Annotated in this window: 21 protein-coding genes and 1 tRNA gene; 4 read left to right on the plus strand and 18 right to left on the minus strand. The window is 55.6% G+C overall.

The genetic code is table 11. The features are described from left to right. Positions 1-166: 166 nt before the first annotated feature. Positions 167-243: transfer RNA gene (locus ABDB87_RS12030), tRNA-Met, on the plus strand. On the opposite strand, the gene ABDB87_RS20570 is transcribed toward ABDB87_RS12030, so the two are convergent. Both ABDB87_RS20570 and ABDB87_RS12040 read right to left on the minus strand, forming a co-directional pair. Further along, complete coding sequence (locus tag ABDB87_RS20570; protein ID WP_385919156.1) at positions 200-1,882, minus strand: recombinase family protein; 1,683 nt, start codon at positions 1,880-1,882, stop codon at positions 200-202. The two genes, ABDB87_RS12030 and ABDB87_RS20570, sit on opposite strands and share 44 nt — an antisense overlap. After that, positions 1,830-2,021, minus strand: coding sequence for a hypothetical protein (locus ABDB87_RS12040; protein ID WP_345927325.1), 192 nt, complete (start codon positions 2,019-2,021; stop codon positions 1,830-1,832). The genes ABDB87_RS20570 and ABDB87_RS12040 overlap by 53 nt, the downstream gene beginning before the upstream one ends. 2,048 nt (positions 2,022-4,069) lie before the next feature. On the opposite strand from ABDB87_RS12040, the gene ABDB87_RS12045 reads away from it, so the two are divergent. After that, a complete protein-coding gene (locus ABDB87_RS12045; RefSeq protein WP_345927327.1) occupies positions 4,070-4,855 on the plus strand; it encodes a hypothetical protein in 786 nt (261 codons plus the stop codon). Positions 4,856-4,911: 56 nt separating this feature from the next. Here the strand turns inward: ABDB87_RS12045 and ABDB87_RS12050 are convergent, their stop codons facing one another. Beyond that, a complete protein-coding gene (locus ABDB87_RS12050) occupies positions 4,912-5,106 on the minus strand; it encodes a hypothetical protein (RefSeq protein WP_345927329.1) in 195 nt (64 codons plus the stop codon). A 181-nt stretch (positions 5,107-5,287) separates the two neighbouring features. On the opposite strand from ABDB87_RS12050, the gene ABDB87_RS12055 reads away from it, so the two are divergent. Both ABDB87_RS12055 and ABDB87_RS12060 read left to right on the plus strand, forming a co-directional pair. Continuing rightward, a complete protein-coding gene (locus ABDB87_RS12055) occupies positions 5,288-5,554 on the plus strand; it encodes a hypothetical protein (protein ID WP_345927331.1) in 267 nt (88 codons plus the stop codon). Between the two features lie 87 nt (positions 5,555-5,641). Continuing rightward, entirely contained in the window at positions 5,642-6,661 is a 1,020-nt protein-coding gene (locus ABDB87_RS12060) for an IS110 family RNA-guided transposase (RefSeq protein WP_345927332.1), read from the plus strand. A gap of 941 nt (positions 6,662-7,602) precedes the next feature. Here ABDB87_RS12060 and ABDB87_RS12065 read toward each other — a convergent pair. The 15 genes from ABDB87_RS12065 to ABDB87_RS12130 form a co-directional block, all read right to left on the minus strand. Then, entirely contained in the window at positions 7,603-8,025 is a 423-nt protein-coding gene (locus tag ABDB87_RS12065) for a WapI family immunity protein (protein WP_345927334.1), read from the minus strand. Between the two features lie 1,451 nt (positions 8,026-9,476). Continuing rightward, the gene (locus ABDB87_RS20575; protein ID WP_353978513.1) at positions 9,477-9,767 is read right to left on the minus strand and encodes a YceK/YidQ family lipoprotein; all 291 of its coding nucleotides are present in this window, start codon (positions 9,765-9,767) and stop codon (positions 9,477-9,479) included. 108 nt (positions 9,768-9,875) lie between these two features. Continuing rightward, on the minus strand, positions 9,876-10,265 hold the full coding sequence (locus tag ABDB87_RS12070) for a hypothetical protein (RefSeq protein ID WP_345927336.1): 390 nt from the start codon (positions 10,263-10,265) through the stop codon (positions 9,876-9,878). 112 nt (positions 10,266-10,377) lie between these two features. After that, on the minus strand, positions 10,378-10,737 hold the full coding sequence (locus tag ABDB87_RS12075; protein ID WP_345927338.1) for a hypothetical protein: 360 nt from the start codon (positions 10,735-10,737) through the stop codon (positions 10,378-10,380). A gap of 131 nt (positions 10,738-10,868) precedes the next feature. Next, entirely contained in the window at positions 10,869-11,252 is a 384-nt protein-coding gene (locus ABDB87_RS12080; protein ID WP_345927340.1) for a hypothetical protein, read from the minus strand. A gap of 97 nt (positions 11,253-11,349) precedes the next feature. After that, entirely contained in the window at positions 11,350-11,772 is a 423-nt protein-coding gene (locus tag ABDB87_RS12085) for a zinc-ribbon domain containing protein (RefSeq protein WP_345927342.1), read from the minus strand. Between the two features lie 66 nt (positions 11,773-11,838). After that, positions 11,839-12,309 carry a DUF6998 domain-containing protein gene (locus ABDB87_RS12090; RefSeq protein ID WP_345927344.1) on the minus strand — a complete coding sequence of 157 codons (471 nt, stop codon included), beginning with the start codon at positions 12,307-12,309 and terminating at the stop codon, positions 11,839-11,841. A 94-nt stretch (positions 12,310-12,403) separates the two neighbouring features. Then, positions 12,404-12,961, minus strand: a complete 558-nt coding sequence (locus ABDB87_RS12095; protein WP_345927346.1) for a zinc metalloprotease — start codon at positions 12,959-12,961, stop codon at positions 12,404-12,406. A 111-nt stretch (positions 12,962-13,072) separates the two neighbouring features. Continuing rightward, positions 13,073-13,468: an ankyrin repeat domain-containing protein gene (locus tag ABDB87_RS12100; RefSeq protein ID WP_345927348.1), complete on the minus strand. Its 396-nt coding sequence runs from the start codon at positions 13,466-13,468 to the stop codon at positions 13,073-13,075. Positions 13,469-13,570: 102 nt separating this feature from the next. Next, positions 13,571-14,218: a hypothetical protein gene (locus ABDB87_RS12105; RefSeq protein WP_345927350.1), complete on the minus strand. Its 648-nt coding sequence runs from the start codon at positions 14,216-14,218 to the stop codon at positions 13,571-13,573. Between the two features lie 132 nt (positions 14,219-14,350). Beyond that, positions 14,351-14,524, minus strand: coding sequence for a hypothetical protein (locus ABDB87_RS12110; RefSeq protein ID WP_345927352.1), 174 nt, complete (start codon positions 14,522-14,524; stop codon positions 14,351-14,353). Between the two features lie 433 nt (positions 14,525-14,957). Continuing rightward, on the minus strand, positions 14,958-15,350 hold the full coding sequence (locus ABDB87_RS12115; protein ID WP_345927354.1) for a hypothetical protein: 393 nt from the start codon (positions 15,348-15,350) through the stop codon (positions 14,958-14,960). A gap of 107 nt (positions 15,351-15,457) precedes the next feature. Further along, positions 15,458-16,042 (minus strand): DUF4304 domain-containing protein, encoded by a 585-nt coding sequence (locus ABDB87_RS12120; protein ID WP_345927356.1) that lies wholly within the window; start codon positions 16,040-16,042, stop codon positions 15,458-15,460. 150 nt (positions 16,043-16,192) lie between these two features. Then, entirely contained in the window at positions 16,193-16,480 is a 288-nt protein-coding gene (locus ABDB87_RS12125; protein ID WP_345927358.1) for a hypothetical protein, read from the minus strand. Positions 16,481-16,605: 125 nt separating this feature from the next. Beyond that, complete coding sequence (locus ABDB87_RS12130; RefSeq protein ID WP_345927360.1) at positions 16,606-16,953, minus strand: hypothetical protein; 348 nt, start codon at positions 16,951-16,953, stop codon at positions 16,606-16,608. Positions 16,954-17,038: the final 85 nt, after the last annotated feature.

Here is a 17,038-nt window from a genome sequence, read left to right on the forward strand (position 1 = left end):
CACCCCGCAAACCCGCACGGCTACGTTGCCGAGAGGTCAAGAAAGGCGGTTTTTGGAGGTGAAGTGTCGAACTCGGGATCCCTCCCCGCCGGACAACTCACCCACACCAGCCAACGAAAAAAACTGGACTCTTCTTAATTCATTTGCTAAAGTGCGGCCTCTCTGACGCGGGGTGGAGCAGTCTGGCAGCTCGTCGGGCTCATAACCCGAAGGTCACAGGTTCAAATCCTGTCCCCGCAACCACATTTATTTCGCTTCCGGAGACGAGCCCGGGAGTGAGAGCAAGAATCGGAAATAGGCCGGCAGCAATGCCGGCCATTTTTGTTTCCAGGGTCCCGTTTTCCATGGGCGCCAGAACGATGGCGCCACCAAACAGCGTCCGGAGCAGTTCCCGGGCCTGCGGTACCCGCGTCATCAGCACATCCTCAAGACGGGCGATCATCTCGTCATAGCGCGCCAGCGCCGCCTCGATGACTCTTGCCGCCGTCGGCGCGCAGTCGGTCGTCTGGCGGTGCGCCTGTTCGAGTGCAGCCTGCTCTTTGCCCAGCTGATTGAGCTTGTCGCACACGAGTGCCGCATCGATGCCGTTCGCAATGCTGTCGACGAGCCGCTCGATGCTCCGCCGAACCTCGCTGAGCTTGTCCTGCCGTGTCTGCTCGCGGTGGCGCGCTTCATCCAGGTACTGCTCGGCTTGTGTCGTCAGGCTCTGGCGGAACGCCTCCAGTGCTTCCGGCGTGAGCAAGCGGGCCTTGAGCACATCAAGGATGCCCTGCTCCACCACCTGCCGTTCGACCTTGAGCCCGTTGGCACACGCGGCGGGGCCACGGTCCTTGTGCCGGGCGCAGCCATAGCGCGACTGATCCACGATGACGTAGTTGGAACCGCACTCGGCACAGGTGAGGAGGCTGCTGAAGAGGTACTTGGGCCCGGCGCCGGTTCGGGCTTTCGGTCCGGATTCCCGGGCCTTGCGCTCGCTGGTGTCGGCGATGCGGGCCTGCCTGGCCTTGACCCGCTGCCATAACTCGTCCGGGACGATCCGCAGTTCCGGCACGTCGACGATCAGCCAGCTCGACTCGTCGTTGGGTTTGCGCGTGCGCTTGCCCGTCATCGGGTTGGTGACCCAGTGCGCCCGGTCCCAGACGTAGCGCCCGATGTAGAGCACATTGTTCAGGATGCCACTGCCCTTCTTCGGGTCGCCGTGGATGGCTGAACGTGCCCAGGTGCCGCCCCGCGGGGAAGGCACGCCTTCCTCGTTCAGCCTGGCTGCGATTTTCAGGGGCGAGTTGCCCTCTGCAAACAGCGTGCAGATGCGCCGGATGACGCGCGCTTCCGCTTCTTCGATGACCAGTGCATAGCCGGCGGACTGCCCTTTTTCGATGACTGGCACCGAGCGATAACCATAGGCCCGGCCCCCGGCACTCAGGCCTTTGAGCACCCGCCCTTCCAGCCCCCGTTTGGTCTGAAACCGGATGTTGTCGACGATGAGTTCGTTGAGCATCCCTTTGACGGCAGCATGTATCTTTTCGCCGGGCGCATCCGAGTCATACCCCTCCGAGACGCCGACGACCCGGATGGAAAGAAACTTCAGGCGCTTGAGCGTCAAGGACTGCTCCGTGGCATCCCGCGCCAGCCGGCTGAGGTCATCGACCAGCAGGACTTCGAACTCGCCGGCTTCAGCCGCTTCGAGCATGGCGCTGTAGCCGGGGCGTGCCCGCACCGTGCCGGAGATTTCTTCGTCACTGAAGCACTGCGCGATCACCATGCGCTCGCGTACCGCGAAGACCTCACAGTTGCGGCGCTGGTCCTCGGTAGAGGTCTTGCGCTGCTTGTCAGTGCTGTAACGGGTGTAGATGGCTGCCTTCACGGGGCACCTCGATGTCATCGTAGGGAAATTGGTCAAGGCCGGAGGCCTGCATGTTCTTCACGGTCTGCTCCAGGGCAATGCTGGCGAGCAGGCCGATCAGCTGCAGCTCTGCAGGCAGCAGCGGCGCGGAGGCGACGGGTGGGTAATGCGGTTCCATGGCGAGTCATTTGCGCGGGTTGGAACCATGTATAGCGATGCCGATGTACACCACCGCAAAGGCGGGGTAGATCGGCATGTAAAACTTTGTAATCCCCTGGAGAGCCGCAATAGGCGGGGGAAGACGACTCAGGAGGCGTCAGTGCGGCGGGGGCGGGTTGAGCGTGCGAGCGAGGCGCCGGCGCGCAAGTGAGGCAGAACATGAAACCGGGAACGGAGGCTATCGTCACGGAAACATAGAATGTCCTCGGGGCTTGCGCACGGTTTCCTTGTGCTTTGAGGATCGTCACGGGCCCGGCACGATGCGCTGTTGCGCCGGGCCACGCAGGCCAGGTAGCGCAGGCGTCATGAAGACACCTGCGCTGGAGAAAGGGGGGCCGCGAGCTTGCAGCCCCCCGTGAGTTTGAGTTGTGACCTGCCTGTCGCTTCGACAGGTGTTGTGCCCTTCGCACCACCGAAGAGGTCAGTCCCCGATGCTCATGCGTGGCCGGCCAAGGCGCACGCATGGCCTACTTCTCCTGCACGGGGCTGCCAAGCCCCTCTCACACACTTCGCTCACTGCCCCAACCTTTCGGGACACGGTGCCTGCCGTGCCGTGATCCTTCCTTTCGCGCCGCATGTCGCCAGCGCAACGCTCCGGACCACTTCCCCAGGGCTTCGGTCGTATCGCCCAAGGGGTCAAACCCTACTCAGTCAGTCTCCCACTCTCAGCTGTGCTACCGCGCGGTGCCACCCGACACGACAACTGAGAGCTTCCCACGTTAGTCATCCGCTACTGCGCAATGTGATGCCACTGTCTCAGCTTCCCACCCCCTGCCTTCCGGCTTCCCTCAGGTTTCCCCGGCCCGATGTTCCATAGCGGCTCAGGTACCAGGGTGGTGCTTCATCGACGACGAACCATGGCTCAGTGCCTATGGCCCCACATTGCTCCGCATCGCACCCTTGCCTGGGTGCTTTTACAGGGTTGAGCTATCAGCGACCCCCGGTTTCCCGAGGTGCCGGTATCGCCTGCTTTCGCATTGATACCCTGCCGTGTCACCACGGCCTCAGCAGCCATCCTGTGCGGAACGGGTTGCGCTCTCTCGAAACGCCCCCCGTGTCGGACTGAGTACCGACTTTTACGAAATGACAGGTCACACGGCCATTTCCTGCCGTGCGCCGTTTCCGTGTCGCCCAACCTCTTTCGGACTGAAAGCGGATGCACCGCCCCCAATGGATTGGGTCGAAGAGGGGAGTCTCACCCCCAAGCGCCCTTCGTAACCGTATGAGCCCTATTAGAGGCGTACGGCTTCGGCAGGAGCACGATGGAGGACCTGGCAGGTCCAGCATCTTCCGGATTGGCCATCCGGCTCGGCCTTCAAGGCCTGTGTGTGAATGCAGTTGGCAGTCTGCGCGATGAGGACTCATTCTGTGCGGGGCGCTCTTCCAGCCCCTGAATCCTCATGGCGCAGACTGCCCGGCCCGTGCCGTGCGGACGCGTCGATGCGCCGCCTGCTGTCTCGACTGTGTGTCCTCAATTACGTATAGCGCTGCGGTGGTAAACACCGCGGCACGAGAATATTTTTTGCTGGCGCAAAGGGGCGAAGCGCCGACCCCCTGGCCACTGGCCTAAGCCCTGACCACTGGCAGGAGCCTGTCGCGTCCTCCCGGCTTCTGGGCCGTCCCGCCCCTTTCCTGCGCGCGCCCCGAAATCCGATCACATGAGGGCCTCACGGCCACTGTCAGTGAGCTCGGCACACCAACTTCGGCTGCGGCTCACGCCTCAGCCGAAGTCTGTGGCCTCGGCAAAGCTGCAAAACTCTAGGAACATCAATACGTGTGGCTGCGCCACACCGCATCACACTGCAAACACCTGCCTTGCGCCCCAGTTGGCGAGCGCGCGCAGCACGCCCCTCGCGGCTGCTCAGGATGACGTTGTCCTGCTCGCATGCGCCCTTTCCTGCGGCCAGGCTGTCCTGCACCATCGCTCGCGAGAAGATTCGCCGCGACGCCCCCTTTCACTTCCCTTTGCTTCCCTTCCCTCCCCTGTCCTCCCCTGCACAGGCGTTCATGCTCTGCATCCGCGTTTTTGCGCGCCTCGCGCTATACGAATTCATCCACTTCGAGGAGTTCGTCATGACTGCCCATCGCCTTGCAACCACCCCCATTGCCAGCACCGTCAGCCAGGCCCTTACCCGGGTCGTGGACCTCGTGCCCCGTGGTTATGTCTTTGCCACTCAAGGCGAGTGTCTCGCCTCAAAGGCCGAAGCGCTGGCGCGGAAGTTTCATGCCCGCTACGGCATCGGTCTCTCACCCGCGCAAAGAACGCTGCGTCGCCAGCGCGGCCAAGCCAATGCGATGCTGGTGATGTACTGGCCCGGAAGGGTGAAGCAGCAGGAGCACGGCACAAGCGCAGAGGTCGCAACAAGCGACGCTGTCACCGAAACGCCGGCCGAAGAGCGGGTCCGCTGGTTGTTGCTCGTCACCGAGGGGGCCGGACCTGTGCATGAGCGGGAACAACTCCGGGATCTCCGGCAGGATCGTCTGGTCTGGCTCGGTTACGAGCTGCTCCGCTCAGGCGCCAAAGCCTCCTGGACGTTCCGCCGAACCAAAGCCGAGATGGAAGCGCTCCACGTGCTCATCGCCGACCAACTCAATCGCAAGCAATACCCCGCCCTGGCGGCCACACTCCAGCGCATCGCCCGCCAACCCGGTTTCGCAGGCGTGCGCAAACAATCCTGGTCACTGTTTCACGCAGCGCGCACCAAAGGCTGGTCCGGTGAATGGCCCCACCTCTACTTCATCCAGAAAGTCGGCCACGGCGCGCTGATCGTCGTCGGGGAAGACATTCGCTGACTTCTTCGTGGCCCTATCTTCTCCAGAGTTAGGGCCTCCACCAAACCCGGGGCGATTCATACCCCAATCAGCTTTTCTAGTGAAGCATCTTCATAGTCGTCGCCACTCATTTTGAAAACCATGCGGCTACCTAAGCACTTTTTTACCAGCTCAAGGGCATGTGCTATGTACAACTTCAACTCTTGCTCGACCAGCTGACAGCCAGACAGAGCAAAAGCAACTTGAAGATAGAAATCGTCGCCGTCATTCATTTTTGGCCTAACGCATAGCTCAGGGGCGCGAGCTTGCGAGCGTCCCGCTGGAGCGACGAGTTAGCGAAGTAATCGGCCGAAGGCGCCGCAAATCGTCCGGAAGTCAATCTTTACCGTCCTTAAGAATCAGATGGTTACAAGGATTGACTTGAGAGGCTGAATTTAAACAAGGAGAAGGACCATGGAAGCAGACATTTTTCTGGAAACAAGTTTCGGCAAAGCAGCAATGAAAAAGATCGGACCGGTTGCTGAAGGTTTCATGCTGTACGAAGCCGGATGGCTTGGCGACAACCCCCGCCAGCGTGACGTGATGGAAGTAAAAGGGGCGATCTTCCGTGAAGCCAAGACCGGGCCGAACAAAGGCAAGCGCACGGTAATGGTGAAAGAGTCTCGCGTCACTGTTTATGTGACCGCAGCGGAAATGGACGCTTTCAAGCCTAACGAATGAAAGGGACTTCCCCGTCCCGAGGCTGCGGCGGAGGCCGCATGATGGAGTTTCCACGCTTCATCAACACAGCATCGAAAGGGGAAGTCCATGAGCATTATTGTCGTCGGGATCGATCTCGCCAAGAACGTATTCGCCGTGCATGGCGTCAATGAGACAGGCCGGCCGGAACTGGTCAAACCTCGTGTGTCACGCGAGCAGCTGCTGCCACTGATTGCCAGTCTTCCGCCCTGCCTCATCGGCATGGAAGCCTGCTCGGGCGCGCACCACTGGGCGCGTCAGTTCCAGGCGCTGGGCCACACCGTGAGACTGATGGCGCCGAAGTTCGTCGCCCCGTACCGGCTCAGTGGCAAGCGCGGCAAGAATGACGCGAACGATGCGGCCGCGATCTGCGAAGCGGTGACACGACCCGCCATGCGTTTCGTGCCGGTCAAGGACGAGCACCAGCAAAGCACGCTCTGCCTTCACCGCACCCGGCAAGGATTCGTCCAGGAGCGCACTGCCGCTTACAACCGCCTGCGCGGTCTTATCAGCGAGTTCGGCATCGTGCTGCCCCTCAAGGTCGAGCGCCTGCGGCGCGAAATCCTCCCGCACCTGGAAGCCCTGCCGGGCTGGGCGCGCCGCTGTGCCAACGATCTGCTGGCACACGCCAGCCTGCTCGATGCGCGCATCAGCGAATACGACGACGCCATCCGCCAGATCTCCCGCGAAGACTCACGCGCCCGCGCCCTGGCCGCACTGCCCGGTATAGGCCCCCTCAGCGCCAGTGCGCTGGTCGCCAGTCTTGGCGCGGGCCACGACTTCAAGAACGGACGACAGGTGGCCGCCTGGCTCGGCCTCGTGCCAGGCCAGTACAGCAGCGGCGGCAAGACCCGGCTGGGGCGGATCACCAAAGCCGGGGATGCCTATCTTCGCAGCCTGCTGCTCATGGGTGCCAGAGCGATCCTGGCAAGTGTGGGCGAGAAGCAGGATCGCTTCAGTCGCTGGGTGCGCGAATTGGTGGCGCGTCGCGGTTACTGGAAAGCGGCCGTGGCAATCGCCGCAAAGAACGCGCGGCTCGCGTGGGCGGCCTTGCACTATGGCGACGAGTTCCGGCTCACCAGGAGCTGAGAGCGGCGAGCCACGCCCATTCAAAAGCAGTCAGCAGGAAGAAGCCGGAAAGGATTCACGGCCATGCCGTAAAACAGCGTTCATGCAGGGGCGAGTATCGCGTTGATGCGAAGCGGTTGGACCCGCGCGAGGTATGTCTGGTCACGTCAAGGGGAGAAGTTTTATCCCGGCTAACGAATGAGACCCTCGCGCGCGTCTTTCATCAGGGTCCGGGCCACCGATTGCCCAACATGACCGTTTGTAGTTTCGCAGTCCCACTCCTTCGTCACGCGCCACTCAATGTCGCCCTGCGAAAACGTATTAAAACCATCACGTCATTTGGTTATTGCAAACGACGGGGAAGCCCTTGTAGTTTGACGTGAGGGGCGGCCGGAGCCGCGAAGCGGCGGAGGGTATTTGCAAGCGCAGCTTGCAAACCGTCCCTCTCGACGGAATTGTTAGGCGGGGCGGAGAACGACGAATTCATTATTCTTCTAGCGGCAAGGGCTTGGGGCTGGATTGGTGACAGCAACGGCGCGCGAGTAGGACTTGTTGGCGCACTCCGTGTGTTCGCCTCGGGGCACAAAGAGAAGCCCAACCCCGACAGCAAGCAAGAGCAGTTCTGTAGCGGTGCGAGCGCGGTTACCCATGTGCCCGAGCACTCGCTCACGGATTAGGATGGCCAGGAGAATGATGCTGAGGCTGACTACGAATAGCCATGCGTTCAGCCCGGTGAAGTAGGCACCTCCCGGACCGCGGCGTGATGGTATGTACAAGCTACCCGTGAGCGCGCCGTAAGCGCAGTAGCCGATGAGCGGGCCGAACAAACCGAGGATGAGAATCAGGTCTCGAAGTCGGAGCGGGCGGTGCACTGTGATGCCTAACGTGGAAGTGAGGGGCAGCCGAAGCGAAGCGTAGGGAACCACAAGCGTAGCTTGTGGCTGTCCCGCTCGACTGCAGGGTTAGCCGACATAGCGCTGCACCCAAGGGCTTTTGACGGCAGATGCTAATTGCGACGCTTCAAATTCAAAGCCAAAGGAAACGGAATGCCAGAAGCTTCCATTTTCAGCGATGAAGTGATGGCCCATGGATCCTTCGACGGCCAAATGACCGCGTGAATTGGAGGCAAACACTATTAACTCTAGCTCGTTCGGTGACATCGACGACAGCTTTGCTTCACCTGATAGGGTTTGGTTGAGCGTAACCAAACCCAAACAGAAATTTTTCATTTCTTCCGCGTGTGCCCAAGCGGCGGCTTTGCCTTCAAAGCCTTGCGAACTTGCAGAGACCTCCAAGCGAGCGTCTCCGAAGCTGGGTAGCTTTGACTCTTCTTCAACGGCGACAAACATTTCGAAGAAATTTTCGTGATTGCTGAGATGGAACATTGATGACGGCTAACGTTTGACGTGAGGGGCCGCCGTAGCAGCGAAGCCGCGAAGGGAACCCACAAGCGCAGCTTGTGGGCGGTCCCTCTCGACGGAAGAGTTAGGACGCGGTTCGGTAGCACTAAGAATGATGGTGGGAACCGGCAGGTGACTAATCATCATCAATCGCCACCTTCCCGAACCAGACATAACCCAATGGAATGGAGGCAAATCCCCACAGTAGCATTGCGACGAAAGAAATTAGCGGAAGATTGGGATCGTATTTCAAATACGCAATGAAAACGAAAAACGACCCAAAAAACCAAGGAATGTAGAAATACCAAGGTATATAAGCCCGGATTTTCGAGCCACATTTATTGCAACGCGTAGACAAATTCATGCCTTGGCCGCATGTGCGAAGCCAACGGCTAAGCGTAACAACCTCGGAGCACTGTGGGCAGGCTGGCATAGAGCTCTAACGTGAATTAGACGGCGGTATTGGAAGAGTAGGCCAGAATGGTTTTTCAACAGACTTCCTCATAACCCCATTACTCCTTCAAATAGGTGCTTTAGCCATTGCCAAAAACTTTGTGCGGGGCTGTCTTTCGCCTTCAACCGCACAACCAAAAACCATGTTGCGTAGCTGACAATGAGTAAGCAGCCAATTACTGAAAGGGCAACGTAGAAGAATTCGGCCATAGCAGTCTAACGTTTGACGTGAGGGGCCGCCGTAGCGGCGAAGCCGCGAAGGGAACCCAAAGCGCAGCTTTGGGCGGTCCCTCTCGACGGAAGGGTTAGACGTTCGGATTAGCAACCTGGAACATCCTCTCCTTTTATATATTTTCTTTCATATAGAGCCGGAGCCAGGCATTCCAAATTGTAGTTTGTACCTTTGTCTTCAAACCAAAATGTGAAAACGCTTGACCCTCGTCTACCGTTAAGAACGTAGGTGTGGCCGGCCTTTGCTTCCAATTCAATCTCCGCTTCTGCCCTAGATGATGTGACAACTCCGCCTGCGAAGCTATCAACGTTTAGGTATCTTACTTTTAATATCCGTTTTCCCGGCAGAACGAGAAGTCCTTTCGTAAACGGTGCCCCACCGACGACCGGATTGACTACGTATTCCCCATCAATTTGAAATACATGCCGCCACTGTCTGGAACCTTCTGAAATTACCGCCACATCGCTAAGAGGCTGCGACGGACCTGCGTACATTTGCTTCGGCTCAGGGGGCATAAGCCCACAGGACGCACATAGCACCGAGACAAAAGCCAAGAGGAATGCAGTAATTGTATTCATAACATTGAAGAACCGGACTGTTGATTCAAAAGTCTAACGTGGAGATGAGGGGCGGCCGGAGCCGAAGGCGGAGGGAACCGCAAGCGCCAGCTTGCGGACGCCCCTCTCGATTGCAGGGTTAGACGATTTTTGCATTGTTTATGAGCTTGGAGTCTAAGCAGGCACGACGGAATTTAACTACACCCCTTCAATCCGACCACCTCTTGCCTTTTTTCCTTTGAGGTCACAACTAAATCGAAGGGCAGGAGCAGTGTGTCAAGTACTGCGGACAGTGGTAGATCAGCAAGAATAAATGGGACGGGAATAAATAGTGCTGCGCCGCTAGTGCCTATTGCACATGGCATCTGGGTAATAGATTTTTCAGCGCCTGCGTATGGATAACCAAAGCCGTCTGAGTGAACGGCTAAAGATGAGCAACCACTCAAGAGTAGGCTGAAGGCTATGCAGGCAGTTTTTTTGATCATGGCTCAGCTGGATCTAGTGTTGTCTAACGTTTGACGTGAGGGGCGGCCGGAGCCGCAGGCGGAGGGAACCACAAGCGCAGCTTGTGGCCGTCCCTCTCGACGGAATTGTTATGCGTTTTCATAGCACGAGAGCGCTTCTTGAAAGAAATGCTCAGGCCACCAACCATCTGCTACAGCCTTTGCTATGAACGGCTTGGCCTCTAACGATTTCATACGGCCAAGTACAAGAGCAACGCTGCCAGCATAGCCTTGAGCTGTATGAAGCAATTTAAGTAACTCGGCTTCATGAGGCCGAGTGAGGCTCGGTAGAGCTTTTGTCAGGAAGTAAGAAGCCTGCATCGGTGCATCACCTTCATAGTCATCTGCATCGACTGCGATGTGCACCAACAAAGTTATGAACTCGGGCGATTGAAGCTCAGCAAGAATACGGCGCTCAGCCTCCGACGTGACCGCACAGGAATCAATTAGTAGCTGACGTACTTCGGGCTCAGAAATCATGACGCATAACGTGGAGATGAGGGGCGGCCGGAGCCGAAGGCGGAGGGAACCGCAAGCGCCAGCTTGCGGACGTCCCTCTCGATTGCAGGGTTAGCCATTTTTACGCACCCCTTCATTCTTGGTTGGCTTTCATGAGCTGATCGAGATCACGAAACCAACCTGAAGCATTGCTGATCTTAAGCCAGTTGATTTGCCCAAAATCATCCAGATCAATCTGAATAGATGCTCCTTCGAGCTTCAGAACAATCGGCTCATGCTCTTGAAGCTCAATGGCGCAGCGCTCTTCATAGGTGAGCCGTGGCCAAGGGTAAGCGAGAAACGAAAAGCAGCTTTCCTCACCCGACAACCTTTGAAGCGGAACGACCACACGAAGCGCTTGTTCAGCAAGCTCGGGCTTTCCAATGCTAACGAGCGCAGATGAAATCTCGCGCGCTAACACTGGAAGCAAAGAAGGCCCGCCGGAATCGAACATAAATGGCTAACGTTTGACGTGAGGGGCCGCCGTAGCGGCGAAGCCGCGAAGGGAACCCACGAGCGCAGCTTGTGGGCGGTCCCTCTCGACGGAATGGTTAGGCGTATTTAAGAGAGCCATACTGATCTGCGTTATTCACCAATAGTGTTATTCGTCGGGATGTCGTGTTTTTTAAAAAACACCGGCATTGACAATATTAGCCAGACGCATGCTGCCGCGAGAGATGGATAAAAAGCCTTAACTCCAAACATTCCCGAACAGAAAACAATTGCTGCAAAATTCAGGGCGCTTAATACTGGAGTGAGAGCGAGAAGCCATGCGGGCGAAGCAATTTGACCCGACATGTAGAGCCACATGGAAAGCGGGATCGCGAAAAACACAACCGGCGAATACACAACGAGGTAATCAATGCTGTCGGCAGCTCCAATCGGATTGCTTTTTATAAAAATGAAAAGCAAAGACCAAGTGAAGTAGCCAACTAAGGCGGCCAAAGCAGTGAAGATCGCTGAGAGCATGGTTGCCTAACGTTTGACGTGAGGGGCCGCCGTAGCGGTGAAGCCGCGAAGGGAACCCACAAGCGCAGCTTGTGGGCGGTCCCTCTCGACGGAATGGTTAGGCATTTTTAATTAGCCTCGCAAGCATATTTTTCTTGGCCTCATCACTGTGGCCACGAATATAGCGATCTTTTTCCAGGAGAAGAGACTGCCACTGAGACAAAAACTCTTTGTTTTTCTCAAGCAACGATTTCTCTTCCGCCCATCTTTCTTGAAACTTCAAAAGTGATGCGTTTATCTCGGATGCTCTTTGGAAGCATTTTTCACAAAGAATTCTTTGTTGATTGATGTTTGACTTTTTCTCTTCGTAGACGCGCTTCTGATCGACGGCCAAAAACACACAATCAATTTTGCATTGACGACATTTGTAGTGTTTGTCGGTGTAAAACCGAGTGAACTCTGCTGCGACTGAGCGCTGACTTTCCACGGACCATTCGCGCGGATTTGCCGGGACTTGCTTTGGCGGAGAGCGAGTAACCATCAAATGCCTAACGTTTGAATTCACCGGACTGCGCGGCTTTTCGCGCAGGTCCGGTGGAATGATTGGTTAGCCCTCGGCATCAGATTGGCATTCATGAGTCGTAAGGACTTTCTTAGTGGCGCAACTGGCAAGCCTCTCCTTGGCACAGTAATAGCCGCCGGACTTGCTCCTCCAGCTCTCGACATCTCTTTTCGAGTAACGGTAAAGGCGGAACTCATTGGGGCCGTGACCTTCTTCACGTAGCTTGCTTTGCGGGCCGATAACTACAATTAGCGTTTCATAGTCTTTGGGGTTGCCAACATTGATGTTGTTTCCTTCGGTCGAGTTGTTGAATTTAATCTGAACCTTGCCGTCTTGGTCCGTGCCGTCATGGCCCGTTTGGCGTAGCTGATTTACCAGCGTTACTCCAAACCCCTCTTTAGCGAGGAACTCGCCAATGTCTCCGAGGAAACGTGATGAACGGATGACTCCAACAGCCTCCAACTGCGAAACTGAATCAAAGAAACCGGTAATGGCTAATTGTTGAGCGGCATTCATAGAGGGCTAACGTGGAAGTGAGGGGCAGCCGGAGCGAAGCGGAGGGAACCACAAGCGCAGCTTGTGGCTGTCCCGCTCGACTGTAGTGTTAGCTTCATTTGACACGACGAATGATCCTTTTTGTTACTTTCTTGGCTGCGCTGCGTGCTCGAAGCTCATTGATGTAAGCGGGGATGAGACGCCATGCCTTCTCACCATCAAACCCCTTTGCTGGGATAAGGTTGAAGCCAACGATGAAAAGATTGTAGTAGCCAAGATTCGTTGTAAGAACGCGTACGGCAGGGGGTTGCTCGTCCCCAATGATCAAAGAGAGAACAACGAGTGGTAAGGCCAGCGCAAGCTGAGCGAGGACACCACCCCACGCGACCTGATTGGCCTCTTTTTCGTAATAAGGCGCTTCAAAGACGCATAGGCCGTGAATGAAAGTCAGATAAATCGCATGACTACGATAGCCAAGGCGTTTTGCGACGTATGCGTGACCTGCCTCGTGTATCAAAATGATGGCCAAGTATGTGGCCAACCATTCAAAAGCGAGGAACGGTGTTTGTATCGCGCCAACAAAAAGCGCGGTGCCTATTACAACGACCGACCAGTGAATGTGCACTGGGGCGCCGAGGATTTTGATTGATTTGGTCGCGATGTATCCGTTCATGCGAGCGAAGAAGCTAACGTTTGACGTGAGGGGCCGCCGTAGCGGCGAAGCCGCGAAGGGAACCCACAAGCGCAGCTTGTGGGCGGTCCCTCTCGACGGAATTGTTGGGCGTCACGGGCACTCTCCTTCGATGTGCTTTTCTAGAGCCTCAATTTCTTCCCCGAGCTTTTTTAAATGGAGATCATTCCGCTCACGGTCGAACCTCTCAGGTGCGTAAATGGATGCTGGATCAGCCCCATTGGCTTTTAGGTACTCGGCAATTTTGAAGTGACCAAAATCAACCGCGACTCTCAACGGAGTAAAGCCAAGCTCACCCTCCTGATGGATATTAATGCCATTGGAGACGAGAAGCTGGGCGGACTCTAGATCGCCCCATACACAAACAGAATGAAGAGCATTGTCTCCAAGCGCATTTGTTGCATTGATGGAGTCGAAGACCACGTAACTGAAATCGGGCGAGCTCTTAATGCGATTCAGCAATTCAACGACACGTTCATTCATGGCCATGATAATGACGCCCAACGTTTGACGTGAGGGGCCGCCGTAGCGGCGAAGCCGCGAAGGGAACCCACAAGCGCAGCTTGTGGGCGGTCCCTCTCGACGGAATGGTTAGACTTCATGCAGCCAACCTTTATCGAGCTTGATCGATCGGATGCTTTTCCCATTTTTGGAAGGAGATATTTTCTTAAAATAATTGTCGCGAAACCTAAAAGGAAGGCATTTCTCAATATCCAATAAAAACATCTTGAGTTCTGAAGATATTTCTGGAAGATAAATCCTGAAGTCTGGCTGAAAAAACACAGTTTGGTGGCCGACATATACGCCAATGGAAGATTTTGGAGTTTGTGTGCCGCCGATTGGATTTTGTTTGATTTGGCTGGCTTTCCATTCAAATGAATAGAGCAAATACAGTTCAATAGGACCAAGTATTTGCTTTGGACCTTTGTCTATTTCAAGAACGAGATTCAGCGCACTTTGTACTTGCTCTTGGCTTAAATCCCATTTTCTGCTTGAGACATCAATTCTTGGCTCACCAAAGAGTCTCTTTGATTTATCAATACAATCATCCGAAATAATTTTTTCTGTCCATTCGCTTGGGCCGACGCATGTCAGTTGCGAAATTTTTAAATCTGAGTCAGTTCTTGACTTTAAGAAATCATAAATCAATGACCACGATTTTTGCTGATTGCGTATGCGAGTATGGTGACCAAACGAACCTGATTTTGGTGGGCTGTAATATATATGTTCGCAGATCATGTGGAAGCGAGAGCCTAACGTTTGACGTGAGGGGCCGCCGTAGCGGCGAAGCCGCAAAGGGAACCTGCAAGCGCAGCTTGCAGGCGGTCCCTCTCGACGGAATTGTTAGGCGAATGATCACGGGCACGAGTTTCACAAGCATGGCAGTAACGCCACGTAGAAACAGCCAATAGCCATAATAAAGAAAATAGAAATCGTGGCAAAAAACTGCGCGGCATCTTCTTTTCGTGAAATACCACGATACTTTCCGTATTGACTAATGCCGCCGGGGAAGTAGCCCTGCTGCAAAGCGATCTTGCAAAACATCAAGATCCCGACTCCAAATATTGCGGCCCCAGTTGAACGAAGTAGAGATGACCACACAGACTCATTGAATAGCTCGGCGACGAGAAGTATGAGCGTTGCTGAAGCTACCACTGGCATGCCCCAAGGTTGGCGAGGCCACGGGGGAAGGGTTGTGCTCCTTGGTTCTTGTGATTTTCTGCGGCCCCATAGAGACAGAGTAACCAGTGATACATACACAACGGTTGTAAGTAATAGGCCCGCTTCGTAACCAATGCCGGCAAAAGGCGAGACTTTGCTAAGCGCGATCGCGCCAAAAACGCACAGAATGAATAGCCCACCGACTCTGAAGATCATTTCTAACGTTTGACGTGAGGGGCCGCCGGAGCGGCGAAGCCGCGGAGGGAACCCACAAGCGCAGCTTGTGGGCGGTCCCTCTCGACGGAATGGTTAGGCTTCAGTCGCCGAGCTGGACTTCGCATGGGGCGCCATCTTTAAATGGGACGGTAATCATTGCATCCGGCCAATCAGTGAGGGAGAACTCAACAGCAAATTGACCCGACTGATAAACAGTGAATCCATCACAGATCAATTCTCCACTGCCATCCATGAACTTCAATGCATGGGGGTTTGCACAAACGTAATCTTTGGCAGCCCCAATCCACTGACCAGGGGACTGCATTAACTCGCGAGCAACCTCAATAGCTTTCTGTTCCGGGCGCTCAACTCCTCCTTCGAGGGAGACTCCCAACCCGCTCGAGAGCCCGCTGGGATGCCACATTCTTCCCGCATGCTCGAAGCGCCCAAGCTTCGGGTCTTCATACGTTCGCTTGCGCCAAAATCCGAACATATAGAAAGCCTAACGTGGAAGTAAGCGGACGCCGGAGCGCGAAGCGCGGAGGGAACCACAAGCGCAGCTTGTGGCGGTCCGCTTGACTGTAGTGTTAGGCCGATGGCTCAAAGAGCAACCCCGTTCTTGACCGCCCACGCACTGAAGCGGCCTTTCGCTGCCGGCCGAGAGGCGATAGCTGCCTGAAGCCTTTGAGTTGCCTCTTCTTTGTTGCCTGCCAGCCAAGCCGCGGAGACGGACAACAAAGATGGGTTGTCTTTTAAGGCGGCCGCAAGTTGCGAGATGTCTCGATGAAGCTCAAGCCATGGCAAACCGACCGATTGCATTTTTTCAACTACGTCTTTGGAGACAGACCCTAAGTCTGATGTTGGATCAATGACCCACCAGTGATCAAAGCCGTACGCAAGAAACCCGAGCCGTTCGCGAATTGTTGAGTCGTACTCTTTGGGCTTTCCCTCCAGAGTTTGTTGCCCCGCCAGTGCAGCAACCGACGCCGAATAAACCCCGAGATTAATTGCAAATTTCCCTTCTCCGCCAAGATTAGAGCTACTTGCCTGCACATTAACAATAAGCCAGTTTTCGCCATCGGCTTTGTGCCAGTTTCTCGCCGACTTCTTGAAGCCGCTTGTTTTCAGGAGGTCTGCGAGCCCCAGCTTAATAACTTCGTCGATGCTCTGCGCAATGTCGCTCATAGAAGCAAGGCCTAACGTTGGAGATAACCAGCCGCCGGAGCGGAGCGGAGGGAACCCAAAGCGCAGCTTTGGGCGGTCGGGTTGATTGACGTGTTAGCTAGCGCTCTTTGGCTGCAATTTGATTGACTGAAGAATGTGCGCATTATTTGGCTATGCAAACCACTTGAGCGACATGGAAACGACCAGACAAGCACCAGCAAGGAAAATAAGAAATTTGCTGGCGGCGGATTGAGTGGACCAATTGAAAACGATGCCATTGATATAGTTTGCCGGATTGACAGCCACAGCAGTGATTACAAGTCCAATTGTTAGCTGCTGGAGAATAGCAGCGGGAGATTGTTGCCCTGCGAACGCTGCGACAATACAAAGACAGCCGAAAGCTGCAAAGACAAAAAATAGCAAACGGTTTTTTTTGCTCAAAACTGACCAGCGAAGCATAAAGTCTCCCTGAAAGCAAAAATGCGGAACAAGCAAGCTAACGTGGAAGTGAGGGGCAGCCGGAGTGCGAAGCACGAAGGGAACCAACAAGCGCAGCTTGTTGGCTGTCCCGCTCGACTGCAGGGTTAGACATCTTTCACCTCGAAGCTGTTGTCGAAGTTCATCTTGCGCAGGACTCTCTTCGCTTCTTGTATTTCTATTGGATCGACCGCGCTTACATTCAGTGCGTATCTTCGAATCGTAGACAAGATCTCCACTGTGTTGCGCCCCCAGGTAATCGCCTTTAAAAGCTCGCGTTCGCCATTTTCTGATTCTCCACCGACCGATACGCCTCGATCCTCTTCATGAAGCGCGAACTCAAGCTGTGGGGAGCGAAGAAGAGTCAAACTCGTTTGTGCTTGGGCTCCAAGGCCGAAGGACACGACGAGGTCATCTTCGTCTTCAATGCTGAGAAATGGGACGTACGTAGCCATGATGTCTAACGTGGAGATGAGGGGCGCCCGAACCGCAGGCGAGGGAACTGCAAGCGCAGCTTGCAGGCGTCCCTCTCGATTGCAG

Origin of the sequence: Uliginosibacterium paludis (genome assembly GCF_039631355.1) — a bacterium.
Classification (GTDB): domain Bacteria; phylum Pseudomonadota; class Gammaproteobacteria; order Burkholderiales; family Rhodocyclaceae; genus Uliginosibacterium; species Uliginosibacterium paludis.

What these genes read in the sequence shown, in the direction of transcription:
- ABDB87_RS12070 (WP_345927336.1), bottom strand. Translation starts at nt 10,265, where the DNA reads ATGATTTCTGAGCCCGAAGTACGTCAGCTACTAATTGATTCCTGTGCG.
- ABDB87_RS12060 (WP_345927332.1), top strand. Translation starts at nt 5,642, where the DNA reads ATGAGCATTATTGTCGTCGGGATCGATCTCGCCAAGAACGTATTCGCC.
- ABDB87_RS12065 (WP_345927334.1), bottom strand. Translation starts at nt 8,025, where the DNA reads ATGTTCCATCTCAGCAATCACGAAAATTTCTTCGAAATGTTTGTCGCC.
- ABDB87_RS12055 (WP_345927331.1), top strand. Translation starts at nt 5,288, where the DNA reads ATGGAAGCAGACATTTTTCTGGAAACAAGTTTCGGCAAAGCAGCAATG.
- ABDB87_RS12090 (WP_345927344.1), bottom strand. Translation starts at nt 12,309, where the DNA reads ATGAATGCCGCTCAACAATTAGCCATTACCGGTTTCTTTGATTCAGTT.
- ABDB87_RS12100 (WP_345927348.1), bottom strand. Translation starts at nt 13,468, where the DNA reads ATGGCCATGAATGAACGTGTCGTTGAATTGCTGAATCGCATTAAGAGC.
- ABDB87_RS12125 (WP_345927358.1), bottom strand. Translation starts at nt 16,480, where the DNA reads ATGCTTCGCTGGTCAGTTTTGAGCAAAAAAAACCGTTTGCTATTTTTT.
- ABDB87_RS12045 (WP_345927327.1), top strand. Translation starts at nt 4,070, where the DNA reads ATGCTCTGCATCCGCGTTTTTGCGCGCCTCGCGCTATACGAATTCATC.
- ABDB87_RS12085 (WP_345927342.1), bottom strand. Translation starts at nt 11,772, where the DNA reads ATGGTTACTCGCTCTCCGCCAAAGCAAGTCCCGGCAAATCCGCGCGAA.
- ABDB87_RS12095 (WP_345927346.1), bottom strand. Translation starts at nt 12,961, where the DNA reads ATGAACGGATACATCGCGACCAAATCAATCAAAATCCTCGGCGCCCCA.
- ABDB87_RS12105 (WP_345927350.1), bottom strand. Translation starts at nt 14,218, where the DNA reads ATGATCTGCGAACATATATATTACAGCCCACCAAAATCAGGTTCGTTT.
- ABDB87_RS12120 (WP_345927356.1), bottom strand. Translation starts at nt 16,042, where the DNA reads ATGAGCGACATTGCGCAGAGCATCGACGAAGTTATTAAGCTGGGGCTC.
- ABDB87_RS12040 (WP_345927325.1), bottom strand. Translation starts at nt 2,021, where the DNA reads ATGGAACCGCATTACCCACCCGTCGCCTCCGCGCCGCTGCTGCCTGCA.
- ABDB87_RS12080 (WP_345927340.1), bottom strand. Translation starts at nt 11,252, where the DNA reads ATGCTCTCAGCGATCTTCACTGCTTTGGCCGCCTTAGTTGGCTACTTC.
- ABDB87_RS12110 (WP_345927352.1), bottom strand. Translation starts at nt 14,524, where the DNA reads ATGTTTTGCAAGATCGCTTTGCAGCAGGGCTACTTCCCCGGCGGCATT.
- ABDB87_RS12050 (WP_345927329.1), bottom strand. Translation starts at nt 5,106, where the DNA reads ATGAATGACGGCGACGATTTCTATCTTCAAGTTGCTTTTGCTCTGTCT.
- ABDB87_RS20570 (WP_385919156.1), bottom strand. Translation starts at nt 1,882, where the DNA reads ATGACATCGAGGTGCCCCGTGAAGGCAGCCATCTACACCCGTTACAGC.
- ABDB87_RS12115 (WP_345927354.1), bottom strand. Translation starts at nt 15,350, where the DNA reads ATGTTCGGATTTTGGCGCAAGCGAACGTATGAAGACCCGAAGCTTGGG.
- ABDB87_RS12075 (WP_345927338.1), bottom strand. Translation starts at nt 10,737, where the DNA reads ATGTTCGATTCCGGCGGGCCTTCTTTGCTTCCAGTGTTAGCGCGCGAG.
- ABDB87_RS20575 (WP_353978513.1), bottom strand. Translation starts at nt 9,767, where the DNA reads ATGATCAAAAAAACTGCCTGCATAGCCTTCAGCCTACTCTTGAGTGGT.
- ABDB87_RS12130 (WP_345927360.1), bottom strand. Translation starts at nt 16,953, where the DNA reads ATGGCTACGTACGTCCCATTTCTCAGCATTGAAGACGAAGATGACCTC.